The sequence below is a fragment of the Micromonospora sp. DT229 genome, from assembly GCF_049844505.1.
GTDB lineage: Bacteria > Actinomycetota > Actinomycetes > Mycobacteriales > Micromonosporaceae > Micromonospora.
Genome location: NZ_JBNCLD010000001.1, coordinates 185,017 through 199,849, shown reverse-complemented (window position 1 = coordinate 199,849; position 14,833 = coordinate 185,017). Strand labels below are relative to the sequence as shown.

General features: G+C 71.0%; 17 protein-coding genes. 7 read left to right on the top strand and 10 right to left on the bottom strand.

All coding sequences use genetic code 11. From position 1 onward, the window contains the following. The first annotated feature begins 97 nt into the window (after positions 1 to 97). On the top strand, positions 98 to 2,074 hold the full coding sequence (locus ACLQ2T_RS00985) for a cellulase family glycosylhydrolase (protein WP_425764079.1): 1,977 nt from the start codon (positions 98 to 100) through the stop codon (positions 2,072 to 2,074). A gap of 111 nt (positions 2,075 to 2,185) precedes the next feature. On the opposite strand, the gene ACLQ2T_RS00980 is transcribed toward ACLQ2T_RS00985, so the two are convergent. From ACLQ2T_RS00980 to ACLQ2T_RS00955, 6 genes are all read right to left on the bottom strand, one after another. Then, complete coding sequence (locus tag ACLQ2T_RS00980) at positions 2,186 to 2,680, bottom strand: Rieske (2Fe-2S) protein (RefSeq protein WP_425764078.1); 495 nt, start codon at positions 2,678 to 2,680, stop codon at positions 2,186 to 2,188. Positions 2,681 to 2,696: 16 nt separating this feature from the next. Then, positions 2,697 to 3,209, bottom strand: a complete 513-nt coding sequence (locus ACLQ2T_RS00975) for a DUF6529 family protein (protein WP_425764404.1) — start codon at positions 3,207 to 3,209, stop codon at positions 2,697 to 2,699. A gap of 116 nt (positions 3,210 to 3,325) precedes the next feature. Next, positions 3,326 to 4,099 (bottom strand): hypothetical protein, encoded by a 774-nt coding sequence (locus ACLQ2T_RS00970; RefSeq protein ID WP_425764077.1) that lies wholly within the window; start codon positions 4,097 to 4,099, stop codon positions 3,326 to 3,328. A 105-nt stretch (positions 4,100 to 4,204) separates the two neighbouring features. Then, the gene (locus ACLQ2T_RS00965; RefSeq protein ID WP_425764076.1) at positions 4,205 to 4,861 is read right to left on the bottom strand and encodes an STAS domain-containing protein; all 657 of its coding nucleotides are present in this window, start codon (positions 4,859 to 4,861) and stop codon (positions 4,205 to 4,207) included. Between the two features lie 83 nt (positions 4,862 to 4,944). Next, positions 4,945 to 5,214, bottom strand: coding sequence for a GlsB/YeaQ/YmgE family stress response membrane protein (locus ACLQ2T_RS00960; RefSeq protein ID WP_425764075.1), 270 nt, complete (start codon positions 5,212 to 5,214; stop codon positions 4,945 to 4,947). Between the two features lie 37 nt (positions 5,215 to 5,251). After that, on the bottom strand, positions 5,252 to 5,677 hold the full coding sequence (locus ACLQ2T_RS00955; protein ID WP_425764074.1) for an STAS domain-containing protein: 426 nt from the start codon (positions 5,675 to 5,677) through the stop codon (positions 5,252 to 5,254). A gap of 153 nt (positions 5,678 to 5,830) precedes the next feature. On the opposite strand from ACLQ2T_RS00955, the gene ACLQ2T_RS00950 reads away from it, so the two are divergent. From ACLQ2T_RS00950 to htpG, 5 genes are all read left to right on the top strand, one after another. Then, the gene (locus tag ACLQ2T_RS00950) at positions 5,831 to 6,514 is read left to right on the top strand and encodes a response regulator transcription factor (protein ID WP_425764073.1); all 684 of its coding nucleotides are present in this window, start codon (positions 5,831 to 5,833) and stop codon (positions 6,512 to 6,514) included. After that, complete coding sequence (locus tag ACLQ2T_RS00945) at positions 6,511 to 7,866, top strand: sensor histidine kinase (RefSeq protein WP_425764072.1); 1,356 nt, start codon at positions 6,511 to 6,513, stop codon at positions 7,864 to 7,866. Before ACLQ2T_RS00950 ends, ACLQ2T_RS00945 begins: the two co-directional genes overlap by 4 nt. Next, positions 7,863 to 8,438 carry a GerMN domain-containing protein gene (locus ACLQ2T_RS00940; RefSeq protein ID WP_425764071.1) on the top strand — a complete coding sequence of 192 codons (576 nt, stop codon included), beginning with the start codon at positions 7,863 to 7,865 and terminating at the stop codon, positions 8,436 to 8,438. Before ACLQ2T_RS00945 ends, ACLQ2T_RS00940 begins: the two co-directional genes overlap by 4 nt. 137 nt (positions 8,439 to 8,575) lie before the next feature. Further along, positions 8,576 to 8,842: a GlsB/YeaQ/YmgE family stress response membrane protein gene (locus ACLQ2T_RS00935; RefSeq protein WP_425764070.1), complete on the top strand. Its 267-nt coding sequence runs from the start codon at positions 8,576 to 8,578 to the stop codon at positions 8,840 to 8,842. A gap of 135 nt (positions 8,843 to 8,977) precedes the next feature. After that, complete coding sequence (gene htpG / locus ACLQ2T_RS00930) at positions 8,978 to 10,894, top strand: molecular chaperone HtpG (protein ID WP_425764069.1); 1,917 nt, start codon at positions 8,978 to 8,980, stop codon at positions 10,892 to 10,894. 66 nt (positions 10,895 to 10,960) lie between these two features. On the opposite strand, the gene ACLQ2T_RS00925 is transcribed toward htpG, so the two are convergent. Further along, positions 10,961 to 11,581: a hypothetical protein gene (locus ACLQ2T_RS00925; RefSeq protein WP_425764068.1), complete on the bottom strand. Its 621-nt coding sequence runs from the start codon at positions 11,579 to 11,581 to the stop codon at positions 10,961 to 10,963. Between the two features lie 205 nt (positions 11,582 to 11,786). On the opposite strand from ACLQ2T_RS00925, the gene ACLQ2T_RS00920 reads away from it, so the two are divergent. After that, positions 11,787 to 12,587, top strand: a complete 801-nt coding sequence (locus ACLQ2T_RS00920; RefSeq protein ID WP_425764067.1) for an SAM-dependent methyltransferase — start codon at positions 11,787 to 11,789, stop codon at positions 12,585 to 12,587. A 16-nt stretch (positions 12,588 to 12,603) separates the two neighbouring features. Here ACLQ2T_RS00920 and ACLQ2T_RS00915 read toward each other — a convergent pair whose 3' ends face one another. The 3 genes from ACLQ2T_RS00915 to ACLQ2T_RS00905 form a co-directional block, all read right to left on the bottom strand. Next, positions 12,604 to 13,812 carry an MFS transporter gene (locus ACLQ2T_RS00915; RefSeq protein WP_425764066.1) on the bottom strand — a complete coding sequence of 403 codons (1,209 nt, stop codon included), beginning with the start codon at positions 13,810 to 13,812 and terminating at the stop codon, positions 12,604 to 12,606. Between the two features lie 75 nt (positions 13,813 to 13,887). Continuing rightward, the gene (locus ACLQ2T_RS00910; protein ID WP_425764065.1) at positions 13,888 to 14,367 is read right to left on the bottom strand and encodes a hypothetical protein; all 480 of its coding nucleotides are present in this window, start codon (positions 14,365 to 14,367) and stop codon (positions 13,888 to 13,890) included. A 155-nt stretch (positions 14,368 to 14,522) separates the two neighbouring features. Then, the gene (locus ACLQ2T_RS00905) at positions 14,523 to 14,792 is read right to left on the bottom strand and encodes a hypothetical protein (RefSeq protein ID WP_425764064.1); all 270 of its coding nucleotides are present in this window, start codon (positions 14,790 to 14,792) and stop codon (positions 14,523 to 14,525) included. Positions 14,793 to 14,833: the final 41 nt, after the last annotated feature.

Here is a 14,833-nt window from a genome sequence, read left to right as displayed (position 1 = left end):
CCACGACCGCATAAGGTGTCCGTGGAAGCGCTCCCACGGTCTGTCGGGCAGGGCCGTTGTGTCGACGTTCCTCGTCACCCACCACAGAGGAAGTCGCATGTCCGCACGGAGAAAACTCCAGGCCCTCGCCACCACGGCCGTGGTGCTGCTGGGCCTGGCCGCCGCCACGCCCGCCGCCTCGGCGGCCCCCACGGCCGGCACCGCGAGCGCCGCCGCCCCGACCAACGACTGGCTGCGTACCGACGGCAACAAGATCGTCGATGAGGACGGCAACCAGGTCTGGCTGACCGGGGCCAACTGGTTCGGCTTCAACGCCACCGAACGGGTCTTCCACGGCCTGTGGTCGGCCAACATCGAGAACATCACCCGCCAGATGGCCCAGCGTGGCATCAACATCGTCCGGGTGCCCATCTCCACCCAGTTGCTGCTGGAGTGGAAGGCCGGCCAGGCGATCCGGCCGAACGTCAACACCTACGTCAACCCGGAGCTGGAGGGCATGAACAACCTCCAGGTCTTCGACTACTGGCTGCAACTGTGCGAGAAGTACGGCCTGAAGGTCATGCTCGACGTGCACAGCGCCGAGGCCGACAACTCCGGGCACACCTACCCGGTGTGGTGGAAGGGCACCATCACCTCGGAGCTGTTCTACCAGGGCTGGGAATGGGTGACGACCCGCTACCGCACCAACGACACCATCGTCGCGATGGACATCAAGAACGAGCCGCACGGCACCCCCAACGACCCGCAGCGGGCCAAGTGGGACTCCAGCACCGACCAGGACAACTTCAAGTACGCCTGCGAGACGGCCGGCAAGCGGATCCTGGCCATCAACCCGAACCTGCTGATCCTCTGCGAGGGCATCGAGGTCTACCCGCGTGACGGGGCCACCTGGAACTCGCCGAACACCAACCCGGACCGCAGCCCCAACTACTTCTACAACTGGTGGGGCGGCAACCTGCGCGGGGTCGCCGAGCACCCGGTCGACCTGGGTGCCCACCAGGACCAGCTGGTCTACTCCCCGCACGACTACGGACCGCTGGTGTTCGAGCAGCCCTGGTTCGCCGGTGACTTCGACCGGGAGTCGCTGACCAACGACGTGTGGCGGCCGAACTGGTTCTACATCCACGAGCAGAACATCGCCCCGCTGCTGATCGGGGAGTGGGGCGGGCGGCTGGGCCAGGACGCCCGGCAGGACCGCTGGATGGCCGCGCTGCGCGACCTGATGATCGACAACGGCATCCACCACACCTTCTGGTGCCTCAATCCCAACTCCGGTGACACCGGGGGTCTGCTGCTCGACGACTGGAACAGCTGGGACGAGACGAAGTACAACCAGATGCTCAAGCCGGCACTGTGGCAGCACAACGGCAAGTTCGTCGGCCTCGATCACCAGGTGCGCCTCGGTGGCGCCGGTTCCACCACCGGCATCAGCCTCGCCGAGCGGTACGCGGACGGTCCCGACCCGGCGGACACCACCGCGCCGACCGCGCCGGGCCAGCCCACGGCCACCGAGGTGACCGCCACCGCCGCCACGCTGAGCTGGGCCGCCTCCACCGACAACGTGGGCGTCACCTCGTACGAGGTGCTGCGGACCACCAGCGGCTCCGGTGGGGCCGGCGTGGTCACGGTCTCCGGCACCAGCTACCGCGCCACCAACCTGACCGCCTCGACCAGCTACACCTTCACGGTGCGGGCCCGGGACGCGGCCGGTAACGTCTCGGCGGCCTCGCCCCCGCTGACCCTGACCACACCGGCCGACAACGGCGGTGGTGGTGACCAGGGCTGCGCCGCGACCTACCGGGTGGTCAACTCCTGGCAGGGCGGCTATCAGGCGGAGGTGACCGTACGCAACCCCGGCACCACGGCGATCGGTGGCTGGACGGTCGGCTGGACCGCCCCGGCCGGCACCACCATCTCCTCGCTGTGGAACGGCCGGTTGACCACCTCCGGCACCTCGGTGACGGTGCGCAACGAGCCCTACAACGGCCAACTGGCCGCCTCGGCCAGCACCACCTTCGGGCTGACCGGCAGCGGATCGGACGTGCCGGGCGCACTCACCTGCGCGGCGTCCTGACCCGGTGAGCCGGGACCTCTGCCCCACCCGCCCCCGGGTGGGGCAGAGGCCGTCCGGAAACAGTGGTCCTCCCGGACGGCCCCGCGCGGCCCGGGCCTGGGTGGGCCGCGTCTAGGCCAGCCGGATGGCGTCACCGTCGACGGTGACGTTCGCGGCCGGCAGTGGTGCCCGGGCCGGTCCACTGCGTACGGAGCCGTCGGCGATGTCGAACACGCTGTTGTGACAGGCGCAGGTTATGACGCCGCCGTCGACCGAGGTGACCGTGCAGCCCTGGTGGGTGCAGGTGGCCGAGAAGGCCTTGATGTCGCCCTCGGTGGGCTGGGTGACCACCACCCCGGCCGAGGCGAAGATCGCACCCCCGCCGACCGGAATGTCGGCGAGGGTGGCCAACGCCGGTGGACCCGGGCTGTCGTCCGGGGCACCGGATCCGGAAGGGTCGGCGCTGCCTCCGGGAGCGGTGCTGCCGCCGGGTGCGGCGGCCGGTGGTGGTGCCGCCGCCGGCTGGCCGTACGTCGCGCAGCCGGTCAGTGCGGCCACTCCCGCCGCGCCGGTGCCGGCCAACAACGCCCGTCGCGACCGGCAACAGCCGGCCTGCTCGTGGTTCATCTCTGCCTTTCGAAGATCAGAACTGGATGCCGAAGGTGGTGAAGTACCACACCGACGAGGTCAGGAAGATGCCGATCAGGGCGACGAAGACCACCCCGCCGACCACCGGCAGCACCCAACCGGCCAGGCCGCGTTTGGGCAGGGTGAGCATCTTGGTGGCGAACGCACCGAAGAAGAAGCAACCCAGCAGGGAATGCATCAGCGTACGGGTGTCGTAGCCGTCGAAGCCGAGCGCGTACAGGCAGTGCACCGCGACCGGTACGGTCAGCAGGAAGGCGATCCGCCCCGACCAGCGGTGGGCGGCGCCGGCCCAGGACGGGGAGAACACGCCGAGCCGGCCCCACATGGACAACGCGGACAGCAGTTGGACCACCGCGAAGAACGCCGCACCGGTACCCAGCCACACCTTCACCGTCAGGGGTGAGGAGAAGCCGGCCACGTTGACCGCGATGCCGGTCGGGGTGTGGGTACGGCCGTAGACCCCCAGGGCCACCGCCACCCCCGCCCCGACCACCAACGGCACCACCATGGAGGGACGTCGTCGGGACTCGCTCGGCGGCGGGCCGAACTCGCGGATCACCTCGACGTCGGGCGCCGGCGGGCGACGGGGCACCGTACGCACATTGCCCTGACGGTGCTGGGACATCACGGCCCTCCGGGGATTACCGGCTCGGCGACGATGGTGACGTCGTTGACCACCGTGCTGAAGAAGGCCGGGTCCAGCGGCGGCGCCGGGATCGGCTTGCCGTTCCAGGTGACGATGCCGATCTGGGTACCGTCCGGCAGCATGATCCAGCCGCCGTCGATGCCGGCCTTGCGGACCTCCTCGGACGCGCGGTAGATCGCCGGGGCGGTGCCCCCGCCGGACTTGACGACCGGCTCGTCGGCCTTCTTGTCGTCCGGCCGGGCGGTGAACTTCCAGCGCCGGACGCCGACGATCATCTCGCCGCTGGCGCTGTCACCGCGGATGATGCCGGTCAGCTTGGCGTCCTTACCGGTCAACTCGATCTTGCCGTCGCGGACCGTGCCGGACAACCACAGCTCCATGCTCCGGCCGTCACACACGTACGCCTCGGCCTTGCCGCCCTTGACCGTGATGGCGATCGTGGCGCCGTTCTCCAGCTGGCCGATCCAGTTCTGCTCGACCGAGGGGGCCTCGGTGCCGTCCGGCGGCTCCTCCGACCCGTCGTCCGGCGGGACATCGGCCGGGCTGCTGTTGTCCGGGTCGGGTTGCTCCTCGTCCACCGGGGCCTCGTCATCGACGTCCACCTCGTCCTGCGGTGGCGCGGCGACAGCCGACGGGGCGCTGTCTGCGCTCGGTTGGGTGCGCGGCGGTGATGCCTGCGCACTCATCGTGAACAGCACGGCAGCCGTCACCGCCCCCGACAGGAGGGTGAGCAACGGGGTCAGGCGCTTCATGGGCCACTCCCTTCGCCATCAGGTACGGCAACGGAAGTGGATCGGTTCAACACCGGCCGGGAAAGGTTCGCACCGGTGACCGGGCGCCGTGGCCCGCCGGAGTGCTCAGACGGTGATCCGGGTGACCGGGCGGCGGGCGGGGGCTTTGCGGGGCCCGGCGGAGCGGGCCCGCACGGCCTCGGCCGGGGTCACGTCGACCCGTACGACCTCACCCGCGGCGGAATCCTGGGCGCGGAGTTGGGCCAGGGCCTCGTCCAGGCTGGCGAAGATCGGGAAGACCCCGTCGAGCTTCATCGTGTGCAGCACCGTACGGATGAAGCGGGACGGGGCGGCCAGGCAGAGGTGCTGGCTCCGCTCGCGTACCTCCCGGTGGGCGCGGACCAGCAGGCCCAGCCCGACCGAGTCGATGACCTGCACCCGGGCCAGATCCACCACGACCGTCCCGGCCAGGCCGACGGCCGCACGGAGCGCGGCACGCAGTTCCTCGGCGGCCTCGGCGCTCAGGGCGGCCGTGCCGGTGAGCACCGCCACCTCCGCACCGTTGCCGGCACCGGACTCATCGGTCCCGCCACCCGGTGGCAGGGTGCTGCACCGTGGGCAGCGGTGCGGACCGGTGGCGAACGGGGAGCCGCTCCAACCGTGATCGGAGACCAGGGTCCAGACGACCTCGGCATCGGGCAGCACGGCGGCCATGCCGGTGGTGGTGTCGCCGCACATGTCGCAGATCAGGGTCATCAGGTTGTCGTCCGGTACGACGGTCATCCTGTTTCCTCTCCGGTACTGGCGGTGCGAGGGGACGGGACAGGGATCTCGTGCCTTGGCGGTGGGATGGATCCGGTGCGCGCTCAGCGGGAGTCTGAGTGTTCCTTGCCGGCGGTGGCCAGCACGATCACCACGCCGGCCGTGGCCAGACCGGCCTGGCCGATCAGGCCCAGCACGGTGAGCCCACGGAACCCGAGGAGCCAGGCGCTGATGGCGCCGAGCAGCGCGGCGGCGGCCCCGATGGTCATGGTGAGCCAGATCGGGACGTTGGACCGGCCGGGAACGATGAATCGGCCGAGCACACCGGCGGTGAGGCCGACGGCGACGGCTACGACGATCCCGGGGATGTTCATGCTGCTCCTCGTCCTGGCAGTGGTGGGGTCCGCCGGCTCAGTTCCGCGCGGTGACGGCCGCCCGGCCGTACACCCTCGGATGGCCGGTGGCACCCCCGGCCGGGTCACCGGACGCGGCCCCAGGGTCGGCGGTCACGGCGGAGGCTGCCCCGTCGCCGGTGTGCACCGACAGGATCTGGTCCAGCCGGGCGGTCTGCAGGATGCGGGTGATGCGGGGGTTGGGATCGCGAATCGACAGCACCCCACCGGTGCGGACCAGTCGGCGGTGTACGTCGAGCAGCAACCCGATGCCGGCCGCGTCGATGTGTCGACAGCCGGAGAAGTCGACGATCACCTGCTGGGGTTGCAGGGCCAGCAGTCGGTCGAACACCGCGCCGGTCTCCGGCAGGCAGGCCAGGTCGAACTCGGTGATGGCCACCTCCACCAGCGGCACGGTGCACTCGGGGCGTCGTGGCGTGGTCACGTCGCTGCCCCCTCTCCGGCGCTCCCCAGGTTGGTCTCACCCTGCCCAGCGGGGTTGGCGGGCATTGCGCGGACGTATGACAGTTGCGTGACAAAACACCCTTGCGGCGGTGGTGGTTGGTCGGTCGGCGAGGGCTTGGGGATGATTCCCGGTATGACAGCGGTACTGGTGATCGAGGACGACGACCGCATCCGGCTGGCCCTGCTGCTCGCTTTAGAGGACGAGGGCTACCAGGCGCAGGGTGCGGCCACCGCCGAGGAGGGGCTGCGGGTGCAGCGCCGGACCCCGGCCGACTACGTCCTGGTCGACCTGATGCTGCCCGGAATCGACGGCTTCGAGTGCATCCGTCAGCTGCGGCGCGACGACGACGTGCCGATCGTGGTGGTCAGCGCCCGGGACGACACCCACGACATCGTCGCCGCCCTCGAGGCCGGCGCCGACGACTACGTGGTCAAACCGGTGGCGATCAAGGAGTTGACGGCCCGGCTGCGGGCCCTGCGGCGGCGGGCCCGCACGGTGAGCCCGGTGGAGGAGCCGGTGCCGGTGCTGGTCTTCGGTGAGCTGGAGGTCAGCCCCGAGGCCGGGGAGGTACGCCGGGCGGGTGAGCCGGTGGCGGTCACCCGCACCGAGTTCCGGCTGCTCTGCGAGCTGGCCGAGCACGCCGGGCGGGTGCTGTCCCGGCAGCAGCTGCTCAGCCGGGTCTGGGGGTACGACAGCGGGGACGAGCGGCTGGTCGACGTGCACGTCGGCCGACTGCGCCAGAAGATCGAAGCCGATCCGGCCAACCCCAAACACCTGGTCACCCTGCGCGGGCTCGGCTACAAGCTGCAACGATGAGACGTCTAGGACTGCGCGCCCGGGTCACCACGGCCTTCGCCGTCGGTGCCCTGCTGCTGTCGGCCTCGATGGCTCTGGTCTCCTACGAGCTGACCCGCCGTACCCTGCTCGATGAGCGGGAACGCGCTGTGCTGCGGGCGGCCTACTACGACGCCGCCGTGGTCCGGGCCGGACTCGACACCGACAACCCGGATGCCGGAGAGGCCCTGCGAACCCTGGACACCGGCACCAGCCGGCGGGCGGTGCTGCATCTCAACGGCGACTGGTACGGCCGGGCCGCCGACAACGGCCTGACCGCCGCGATCCCCGGGCGAATGCGGGAACTGGTCAGCGCGGGGGAGCCGGCCGTGCAGCGCATCCGCGTCGACGACCAGCCGGTTCTGCTGGTCGGGGTGCCGCTGTCGGAGTCGGCATCGTTCTACGAGATCGCCTCCCTGCGGGAGCTGGAGCAGACCTTCCAGGTCCTGGCGTTGGCGCTGACCGCCGTGGCGATCATGGTGGCCGGTTCTGGAGCGGCCCTGGGTTGGTACGCCACCCGGCACGGCCTGCGTCCCCTCACCGCGGTCGCCAACGCCGCCGAGCGGATCGCCGCCGGTGACTTCACCACCCGCCTGGCACCGGACACCGATCCGGACCTGAACCGGCTGTCGACCTCCTTCAACCGGATGGTCGACGAACTGGCCCAGCGCATCGACCGGGACCGGCGCTTCGCCGCCGACGTCAGCCACGAGCTGCGTTCCCCGTTGCAGACCCTGGCCGCGGCGGCCAGCGTGCTGTCCCGGCGTCGGGACAACCAGGACGAGCGGACCGCCACCGCGGCCCGGCTGGTGGCCGACGAGATCGACCGGTTCCAGCAACTGGTCAACGATCTGCTGGATCTGGCCCGCAGCGACCAGTCGGTGCACCGGCAGCCCGTGGACGTGGCCGAAGTCGCCCGCCAGGTCTGCCGGGACCGGGGCCTGCCGGAGACGATCGTGCAGGTGGCGGCGGACACCCCGGCGACCTGGCGGGTCGACCAGCGCCGGGTGGCGCAGGTGCTGACCAACCTGCTCGACAACGCCGAACGCCACGGCGCCGGTGCCGTGGGGGTGCAGTTGTCGCGGACGGGCGACACCGGCATCGTCGAGGTCGACGACGAGGGACCGGGGGTGCCGGTGGAGGACCGGGAAGCCATCTTCGACCGCTTCGTCCGGGGCCGGGCGGCCAACTACCGGGGCGACGGTGACGGCACCGGCCTGGGGCTGGCGCTGGTCGCCCAGCACGCCGCCGCCCACGGCGGCGGGGCCTCGGTCGGGGACCGCCCGGAGGGTGGCGCCCGGTTCCGGGTCACCCTGCCCGGGAGTGTGTCATGACCGGAAACCGGGCCGGAGTCGCCGTGGCGGCCGTGCTGCTAGCCCTGGTCGCCGCCTGCGGTGTGCCCGGTGAGGATCGGCCTCGTGTGGTGACCCCGCCCCCCGGCCCGCTGCCGCCCACCGCCACCGCCGCCCCGACCACGGCGGAGACCGGCGCGGTGACCGAGGTGCTCTACTTCTCCCGCGACGACCGGTTGGTGCCGGTGACCCGCCGCATCGACGAGGTGCCCGCGGTCGAGGTGCAGTTGCGGGACCTGCTGGCCGGGCCCACCCAGGCGGAGCGCGACGACGGCCTGACCAACGCGCTGACCGGCGCGTTGAGCAACGCCGAGGTGGAGCTCGTCGACCGGCAGGCCCGGGTCACGGTCACCGCCACGGTCGCCGAGACCGGGAGCACCCACGAGATGCTGGCCTACGGGCAGATCGTCTGTACGCTGACCGCCCGCGCCGACGTCGACACGGTGGTCTTCCTGCGTGACGGCGCCCCGTTGAGCGTCCCCCGGGGGGACCACTCACTGTCACCCGATCCCCTCACCGGCGCCGACTACGCGCTCCTGATCACCCCACGGTGAGGATTCCATGACGGGTTCACCGCGAGACCATGACGGTTGCGACACAAACGGACGGTGAGAGGTCTCCGGCGTTTGCCCTGCGGGCACGCTGGGGCACCACTCTCGCCAGAGGTAACCGTCGGGAAGGACAGGCTCTCGTGGAAATCACCGGCTTCTTCACCGCCATCATCATCGGTCTGATCATCGGTGCCCTCGGTCGACTCGTCGTGCCGGGACGGCAGCGCATCCCCATCCTGCTGACCCTGGCGATCGGTGTCGTCGCCGCGCTCCTCGGCACCCTCGTCGCCGGCCTGCTCGGCGTGGACGACACCCGCGGCATCGACTGGATCGAACTGTTCATCCAGATCGCCTTCGCCGCGGTCGGTGTCTCCGTGCTCGCCGGCACGTACGGCCGGGGTCGCTGACCCTTCGTCCACCGGCCCGTCCCCGGCTGTCCCGGGGGCGTGCCGGCGGGGTGGGCCGGTGCCGCACGCGGACAGCGACGACTCGTATCCTTTCCGCGAGCCGTCGTGGCTGACGAGCAGAGAAAGGAACAAGGTGTGAACGATCAGGCCGAGACGTTGGAGTTCCAGGCCGAGGCCCGTCAGCTGCTGCAGCTGATGGTCCACTCGATCTACTCGAACAAGGACGTGTTCCTCCGCGAACTGATCTCGAACGCCTCCGACGCGCTGGACAAGCTGCGCCTGGCGGCGTTGCGCGACAAGGACCTCGCCGTCGACACCGATGACCTGCACATCACCATCGAGGTCGACCGGGAGGCCCGCACCCTCACCGTGCGGGACAACGGCATCGGGATGACCCGCGAGGAGGTCGTCTCCGTCATCGGGACGATCGCCAAGTCCGGCACCGCCGAGCTGCTGCGCCAATTGCGCGAGGCCCAGGACGCGGGGGCCTCCCAGGAGCTGATCGGGCAGTTCGGGGTCGGCTTCTACGCGGCGTTCATGGTCGCCGACTCCGTCGAGCTGACCACCCGCCGGGCCGGCGAGAGCGGTGGTACCCGGTGGGAGTCCACCGGGGAGGGCACCTACACCATCGCCGCCCTCGACACCGCGCCGCAGGGTACGGCGGTGACCCTGCACCTCAAGCCGGCCGACGCCGAGGACAACCTGCACGACTACACCGCGGAGTGGACGATCCGGGAGATCGTCAAGCGGTACTCCGACTTCATCGCCCACCCGATCCGGATGGCCGTCGAGCGTCCGGGCACCGACGGGGCCGAGGCCACCACCGAGACGGTCACCCTGAACTCGATGAAGGCGCTGTGGGCGCGCCCTCGGGGTGAGGTGGAGCCGGCGGAATACCACGAGTTCTACAAGCACATCGGCCATGACTGGGCCGACCCGCTGGAAACCATCCACATGCGGGGTGAGGGCACCTTCGAGTACGAGGCGCTGCTGTTCATCCCGTCGCACGCGCCGATCGACCTGTTCTCCCCGCAGGGCCGCCGGGGTGTGCAGTTGTACGTCAAGCGCGTCTTCATCATGGACGACTGCGACGCCCTGATGCCCAACTACCTGCGCTTCGTCAAGGGTGTCGTGGACGCCCACGACCTGTCGCTGAACATCTCCCGGGAGATCCTCCAGCAGGACCGGCAGATCCGGGCCGTACGCCGTCGGCTGGTCAAGAAGGTCCTGGCCACCGTCAAGGACCTCAAGACCGGGCAGCCCGAGCGGTACCGCACCTTCTGGAGCGAGTTCGGTGCCGCCGTCAAGGAAGGGCTGATCGACGACACCGACAACCGGGACACCCTGCTGGAGATCCTGTCGGTGGCCTCCACCCAGGACCCGGCGGAGCTGACCGACCTGGCCGGCTACGTCAGCCGGATGAAGGAGGGTCAGAGCGACATCTACTACGCCACCGGCGAGAACCGGGCCACCATCGAGAACTCCCCGCACATGGAGGCCTTCCGGGCCAAGGGCTACGAGGTGCTGCTGCTCACCGACCCGGTCGACGAGGTCTGGGTGGAGCGGGTCGGCAGCTACGACGGCAAAACGCTGCGGTCGATCGCCAAGGGCGAGGTGGACCTGGACACCGAGCAGGAGCGCACCGAGGCCGAGGCGGAGCGGGAGCGCCAGCGCACCGAGTACGCCGACCTGCTCACCTGGATGGGCGGGGTGCTGGCCGATTCGGTCCGGGAGGTACGCCTGTCGTCGCGGTTGACCACCTCCCCGGCTTGCGTGGTCGGTGACGCCCACGACCTGACTCCGACGCTGGAGAAGATGTACCGGGCGATGGGTCAGGAGCTGCCGAAGGTCAAGCGGATCCTGGAGATCAACCCGGGTCACCCGCTGGTGACCGGGCTGCGCAAGGCGTACGAGCAGGATGGCGCCAACGACTCCCTGGCGGAGACCGCCGAGCTGCTGTACGGTACGGCGTTGCTGGCCGAGGGCGGTGACCTGACGGACCCGTCGCGGTTCGCCCGGATCCTCGCCGACCGCCTGGCCCGCACCCTGTAGCTGCTGGGAGGGTCCGATCCGGGGCCGGGTGGCCGGCGCCCCCCGGCCCCGGATCGGCGCCTCGGCTCAGCTCTCCACGAGCTGTTGTGCCTGGGTCTGCGTCTCGACGGGGTAAGGCGGGTCGGCGTCCAGGATGCGGTGGGCGATGCCGGTCCGCAGCGCGGCCACCCTGATGCCGCCGGTGCCGTCCGCCACGACGTGGTCGGGGTCGACCTCGGCCAGGGCGGCCAAGGCGATCGGGTAGATCTCCCGCACGGCGTCGGGTGGCGGGGACTGCAGCAATATCATCGCCTCCCCGGAGGCGCTCCGGCTGCGCAGCCGGGTGTCCCAGAGGTGGACGAAGTACGCGATGTCGGCGACCAGGACCAGGTCACCGAGCTGCCGAGCCTCGGCGGTGACCACGGCCAGCCAGCGCCAGGGCCGGTCGAAGCCGAGGTCGCCGGTCTCGTAGATCCGGCTGACGTTGCGCACCAGTTCTTCGATACCGGTGACGCCCCCGCCGGCCTGGACCACCGCCGCCGCGGCCGTACTCATCCGATCGTCGTCGCCGAGGCTGGCGAGGAAGGCCCGGACCACCTGCTGCGCGACCGCCAGGTCGCCCGGTGCCAGAGTGGGTGGTGGTGGCGGGTATGGCGGTAGCTCCGGTATTTGCTCCGGCACCTGCCTACGCCGTCTGAAGATGCCCATGGGTGACCACTCCGTCTCGTCTGCGGCCTGCCGCCCATTCGTGGTGGGAGCAGAGGTCGGTTTCAGGAAGTCTGACGGTGGGTGTCCACCCGGACACCCGCCGTTCTGCCGATTGTCGGTGGATCATCGGTTGCTCCGCAGTCGATCTGTGAGTGCTACCGTCCCACATGGACGAAGCCGTGCCAGCGCACATCGGAGAGCCCAGGTGACCGACGCATTCCCGCTCAGCGCCGCCATCCAGAGCGACATTCCACACTCCGCTCGACTGTGGAATTACCTGCTCGGCGGCAAGGACAACTTCGCCGCCGACCGGGAGGCCGCCCAGCAGGTACTGGCCTACATGCCGGAGCTGGTGCAGTCGGCCCGGTTCAACCGTGAGTTCCTCGGCCGGGCGGTGCGACACCTCGTCGGGGAGGCCGGCGTACGGCAGTTCCTCGACATCGGCACCGGCCTGCCCACCGCGAACAACACCCACGAGGTGGCCCAGTCGGTCGCCCCGGAAACGCGGGTCGTCTACGTCGACAACGACCCGATGGTGCTGGTGCACGCGCGTGCCCTGCTCACCAGCGACCCCCAGGGCGCGACCGACTACATCGACGCCGACGTGCGCCAGCCCGACCACATCCTCGCCGAGGCCCGGCGCACCCTGGACTTCACCCAGCCGGTGGCGGTCATGCTGCTCGGCATCCTGAACTTCGTGGTCGACGACGCCGAGGCCACCCGGATCGTGCGACGTCTGGTCGAGGCGTTGCCCGTCGGCGGGTACCTGGTCATCTCCCACCCCACCCGCGAGGTCAACCCCGAGGCGGTGGATCGGGCGATGGACTCGTGGCGGGCCGGCGGCGGTGCGGCGATGGCTGTGCGTACCCCGGCGGAGATCGCCGCCTTCGTCGACGGTCTGGAGATCCTCGAACCCGGCCTGGTCACCTGCTCCCAGTGGCGGCCGGACGGCAACGACACCACCCCCGTCTCCGAGTACGCCGTGGTCGCCCGCAAGACCAACTGAAGCCGGCCGCGCCGGCTCAGGCTCCGGTCGGTGCCGGCCGCGGTGACCGCGTGCCGGCCCGGCCGGATCGGGGCCGGTCGGGCCGGGAGAGCCGGCCGGTGGCCACGGCGGCGGTCAGGCAGACGGCGGCGGCCAGGACGAGTGGTGGCCGGGCGCCCAGCAGTACGGCGGCGGCACCGAGCGGCGTGGCCAGTGCGATCGGCCCGAACATGATCGTGTTGGCGGTCGCGGCGGCGCGGCCGAGCAGTTCGTCGGGGCTGTGCGTCTGAACCGCGGTGACGGCCGCGACGAGCGTCCAGGGCAGCCCGACACCGGCCACCACCGAGGCGGCGAGCACGGCCGGCCACCACGGTACGCAGCGACCCAGGCAGCTCGCCGCGAACAGGGCTGTGCCGACGACGGCCACGGTGGTCGGGTTGAACCGGGTGATCAGCCGGCCGACGACCAGCCCGCCGGCGACCGAGCCGGCACCCTGCGCGCTGAGCAGCACACCGAGGAAGGTCGCCGGTAGGCCCAGTTCGACGGTGACGATCTCGTACCCGGCGGCGGTGGTGAGGGCCTGCATGCCGATCGCGGTCGCGGCGAGGCCCACCGGAAGACGGATCGACGCCGAACCGAACAGGACGGCGAGACCGGCGCGGGCGGCACCACGTCGCCTCACGCTGGCCGACTCGGTCGGGGTCAGGCGTAACGCGGCGTACCCGACGGCCACCAGCAGCGGCAGGACGGCGGCGAGCAGCGCGACGAGGTGCCCGCCCCGCCAGGCGTACAGGCCGGCCCCGGCCAGCGGGGCGACGAGTTTGACCCCTTCCTGGGCGCTGGACCGCCAACCGTTGACGTGCCCGAGTTCGGCGGGGGAGAGCGCGGCCGGCAGGATGGCGCTCTCCCCGGCGTCGACGACGACGTACCCGACGCCGTACACCGCGCAGACGGTGAACAGCAGCCACAGCTGTGCAGGACCGTGCACCGCCAACAGGGTGGGCAGCACGGCGGCCAGGGTCAGGTTCGTAGCGATCAGCAGCCCTCGGCGGGGCAGCCGGTCGACCAGGGCGCCCAGCCACGGTCCGGCGAGGGTGGGGGCGTACACGCAGAGCCCGGCGAGCGCGGCGAGCCCGCTGGACCCGGTCAGGTCGAGAATCCAGATGCCGGCGACCAGGGCCATCGCGCTGCCGCCGAAGCCGGACAACACGGAGATGGTCACGAACAGGGCCGCGTTACGCCGCACCACGCCTCCCGATTGAGTCGACCTGACTCACAGCCTCGATCCTGAGTCGTATGGAGGCAAGACTGATTCGCCCTGTCAATCAAGCATTGACAGGGCGGCGTGCAGTTCGGCGGTGCTGATGCGGACCGGTCCGGGCAGGCCGTGGCCGGCGGCGGTGAGGTCGGCGGCGACGTGCCGGGCCAGATCGTGGAGGGCGCCCGGTTCGGCGTCCAGAGCGAGCAGGACGGTCTGCCGGGTCAGGTCGGCGCCGGGAAACCTGCCGTCCCACCGGCGGTCCGCCTCGATCCAGCGGTGCAGCCCGGTGAGCGTGGCGCGTAACCCGGCGACCTCGCCCGGCCAGCGGCGATCGGCCGCCACGCGGCGGGCCCGGCGGCCGGCGGCCAGCCGCTGACGCCGCTGCTCGGCAGCCTGGCGGCTACTCAGACCGAGCGCCCCGGCTACCTGGTGCCAGGTTGCTCCGGCCTGCCGGGCCTGGTCGATGAGATCCAGTTCGGCCTCGTCCAGGCGGTCGCGGGCCGCCGGTATCCCGGCGAGACGGTCCAGCGGGTCAGGCACCCGTCAACGTTACATTGACAAGCACCGGACCCCTGCACATGCCCTGTTCCCGACGCCGCGACAACCAGCCGCTGTCCGCGGCGCCGCTCCCGTCAGCGGCGCTGTCTGCGATGCGGCGCCGCCCCCGTGAGCGGCGCGTCCGGGGTCGAGGAGGCTCAGGCGGCGGCGGAGTCGCCGCGTGACTGCTCACCCTGCCAGCCCGGCAGCGTGAACGGTGCGGGGTAGGTGGTCCGCTGCTCGGTGGTCCGGGTCTGCTGCGTCGAGCCGCCGCCCTGTGCCAGGTTGAGCGCCCGCTGCGCCTGCTCCCAGGGTCGGCAGGGCCACTCCTGTCCGGCGCAGAGCAGGTGAGCGCAGCCGCCGTCCTCCGCCGGAGCGTGCGCCTCGGCGACGTCCAGGGCGAGCCGCCACAGCAGTGGATCTGTCACCTGCTCCGGGCGTTCATGGGTATGGCTGGGCCGATTGCCGG

Bases quoted from the DNA above. Each gene is read 5' to 3' on its own strand.
- ACLQ2T_RS00985 (WP_425764079.1), top strand. From the start codon at position 98: ATGTCCGCACGGAGAAAACTCCAGGCCCTCGCCACCACGGCCGTGGTG.
- ACLQ2T_RS00980 (WP_425764078.1), bottom strand. From the start codon at position 2,680: ATGAACCACGAGCAGGCCGGCTGTTGCCGGTCGCGACGGGCGTTGTTG.
- ACLQ2T_RS00975 (WP_425764404.1), bottom strand. From the start codon at position 3,209: ATGGTGGTGCCGTTGGTGGTCGGGGCGGGGGTGGCGGTGGCCCTGGGG.
- ACLQ2T_RS00970 (WP_425764077.1), bottom strand. From the start codon at position 4,099: ATGAAGCGCCTGACCCCGTTGCTCACCCTCCTGTCGGGGGCGGTGACG.
- ACLQ2T_RS00965 (WP_425764076.1), bottom strand. From the start codon at position 4,861: ATGACCGTCGTACCGGACGACAACCTGATGACCCTGATCTGCGACATG.
- ACLQ2T_RS00960 (WP_425764075.1), bottom strand. From the start codon at position 5,214: ATGAACATCCCCGGGATCGTCGTAGCCGTCGCCGTCGGCCTCACCGCC.
- ACLQ2T_RS00950 (WP_425764073.1), top strand. From the start codon at position 5,831: ATGACAGCGGTACTGGTGATCGAGGACGACGACCGCATCCGGCTGGCC.
- ACLQ2T_RS00945 (WP_425764072.1), top strand. From the start codon at position 6,511: ATGAGACGTCTAGGACTGCGCGCCCGGGTCACCACGGCCTTCGCCGTC.
- ACLQ2T_RS00940 (WP_425764071.1), top strand. From the start codon at position 7,863: ATGACCGGAAACCGGGCCGGAGTCGCCGTGGCGGCCGTGCTGCTAGCC.
- ACLQ2T_RS00925 (WP_425764068.1), bottom strand. From the start codon at position 11,581: ATGGGCATCTTCAGACGGCGTAGGCAGGTGCCGGAGCAAATACCGGAG.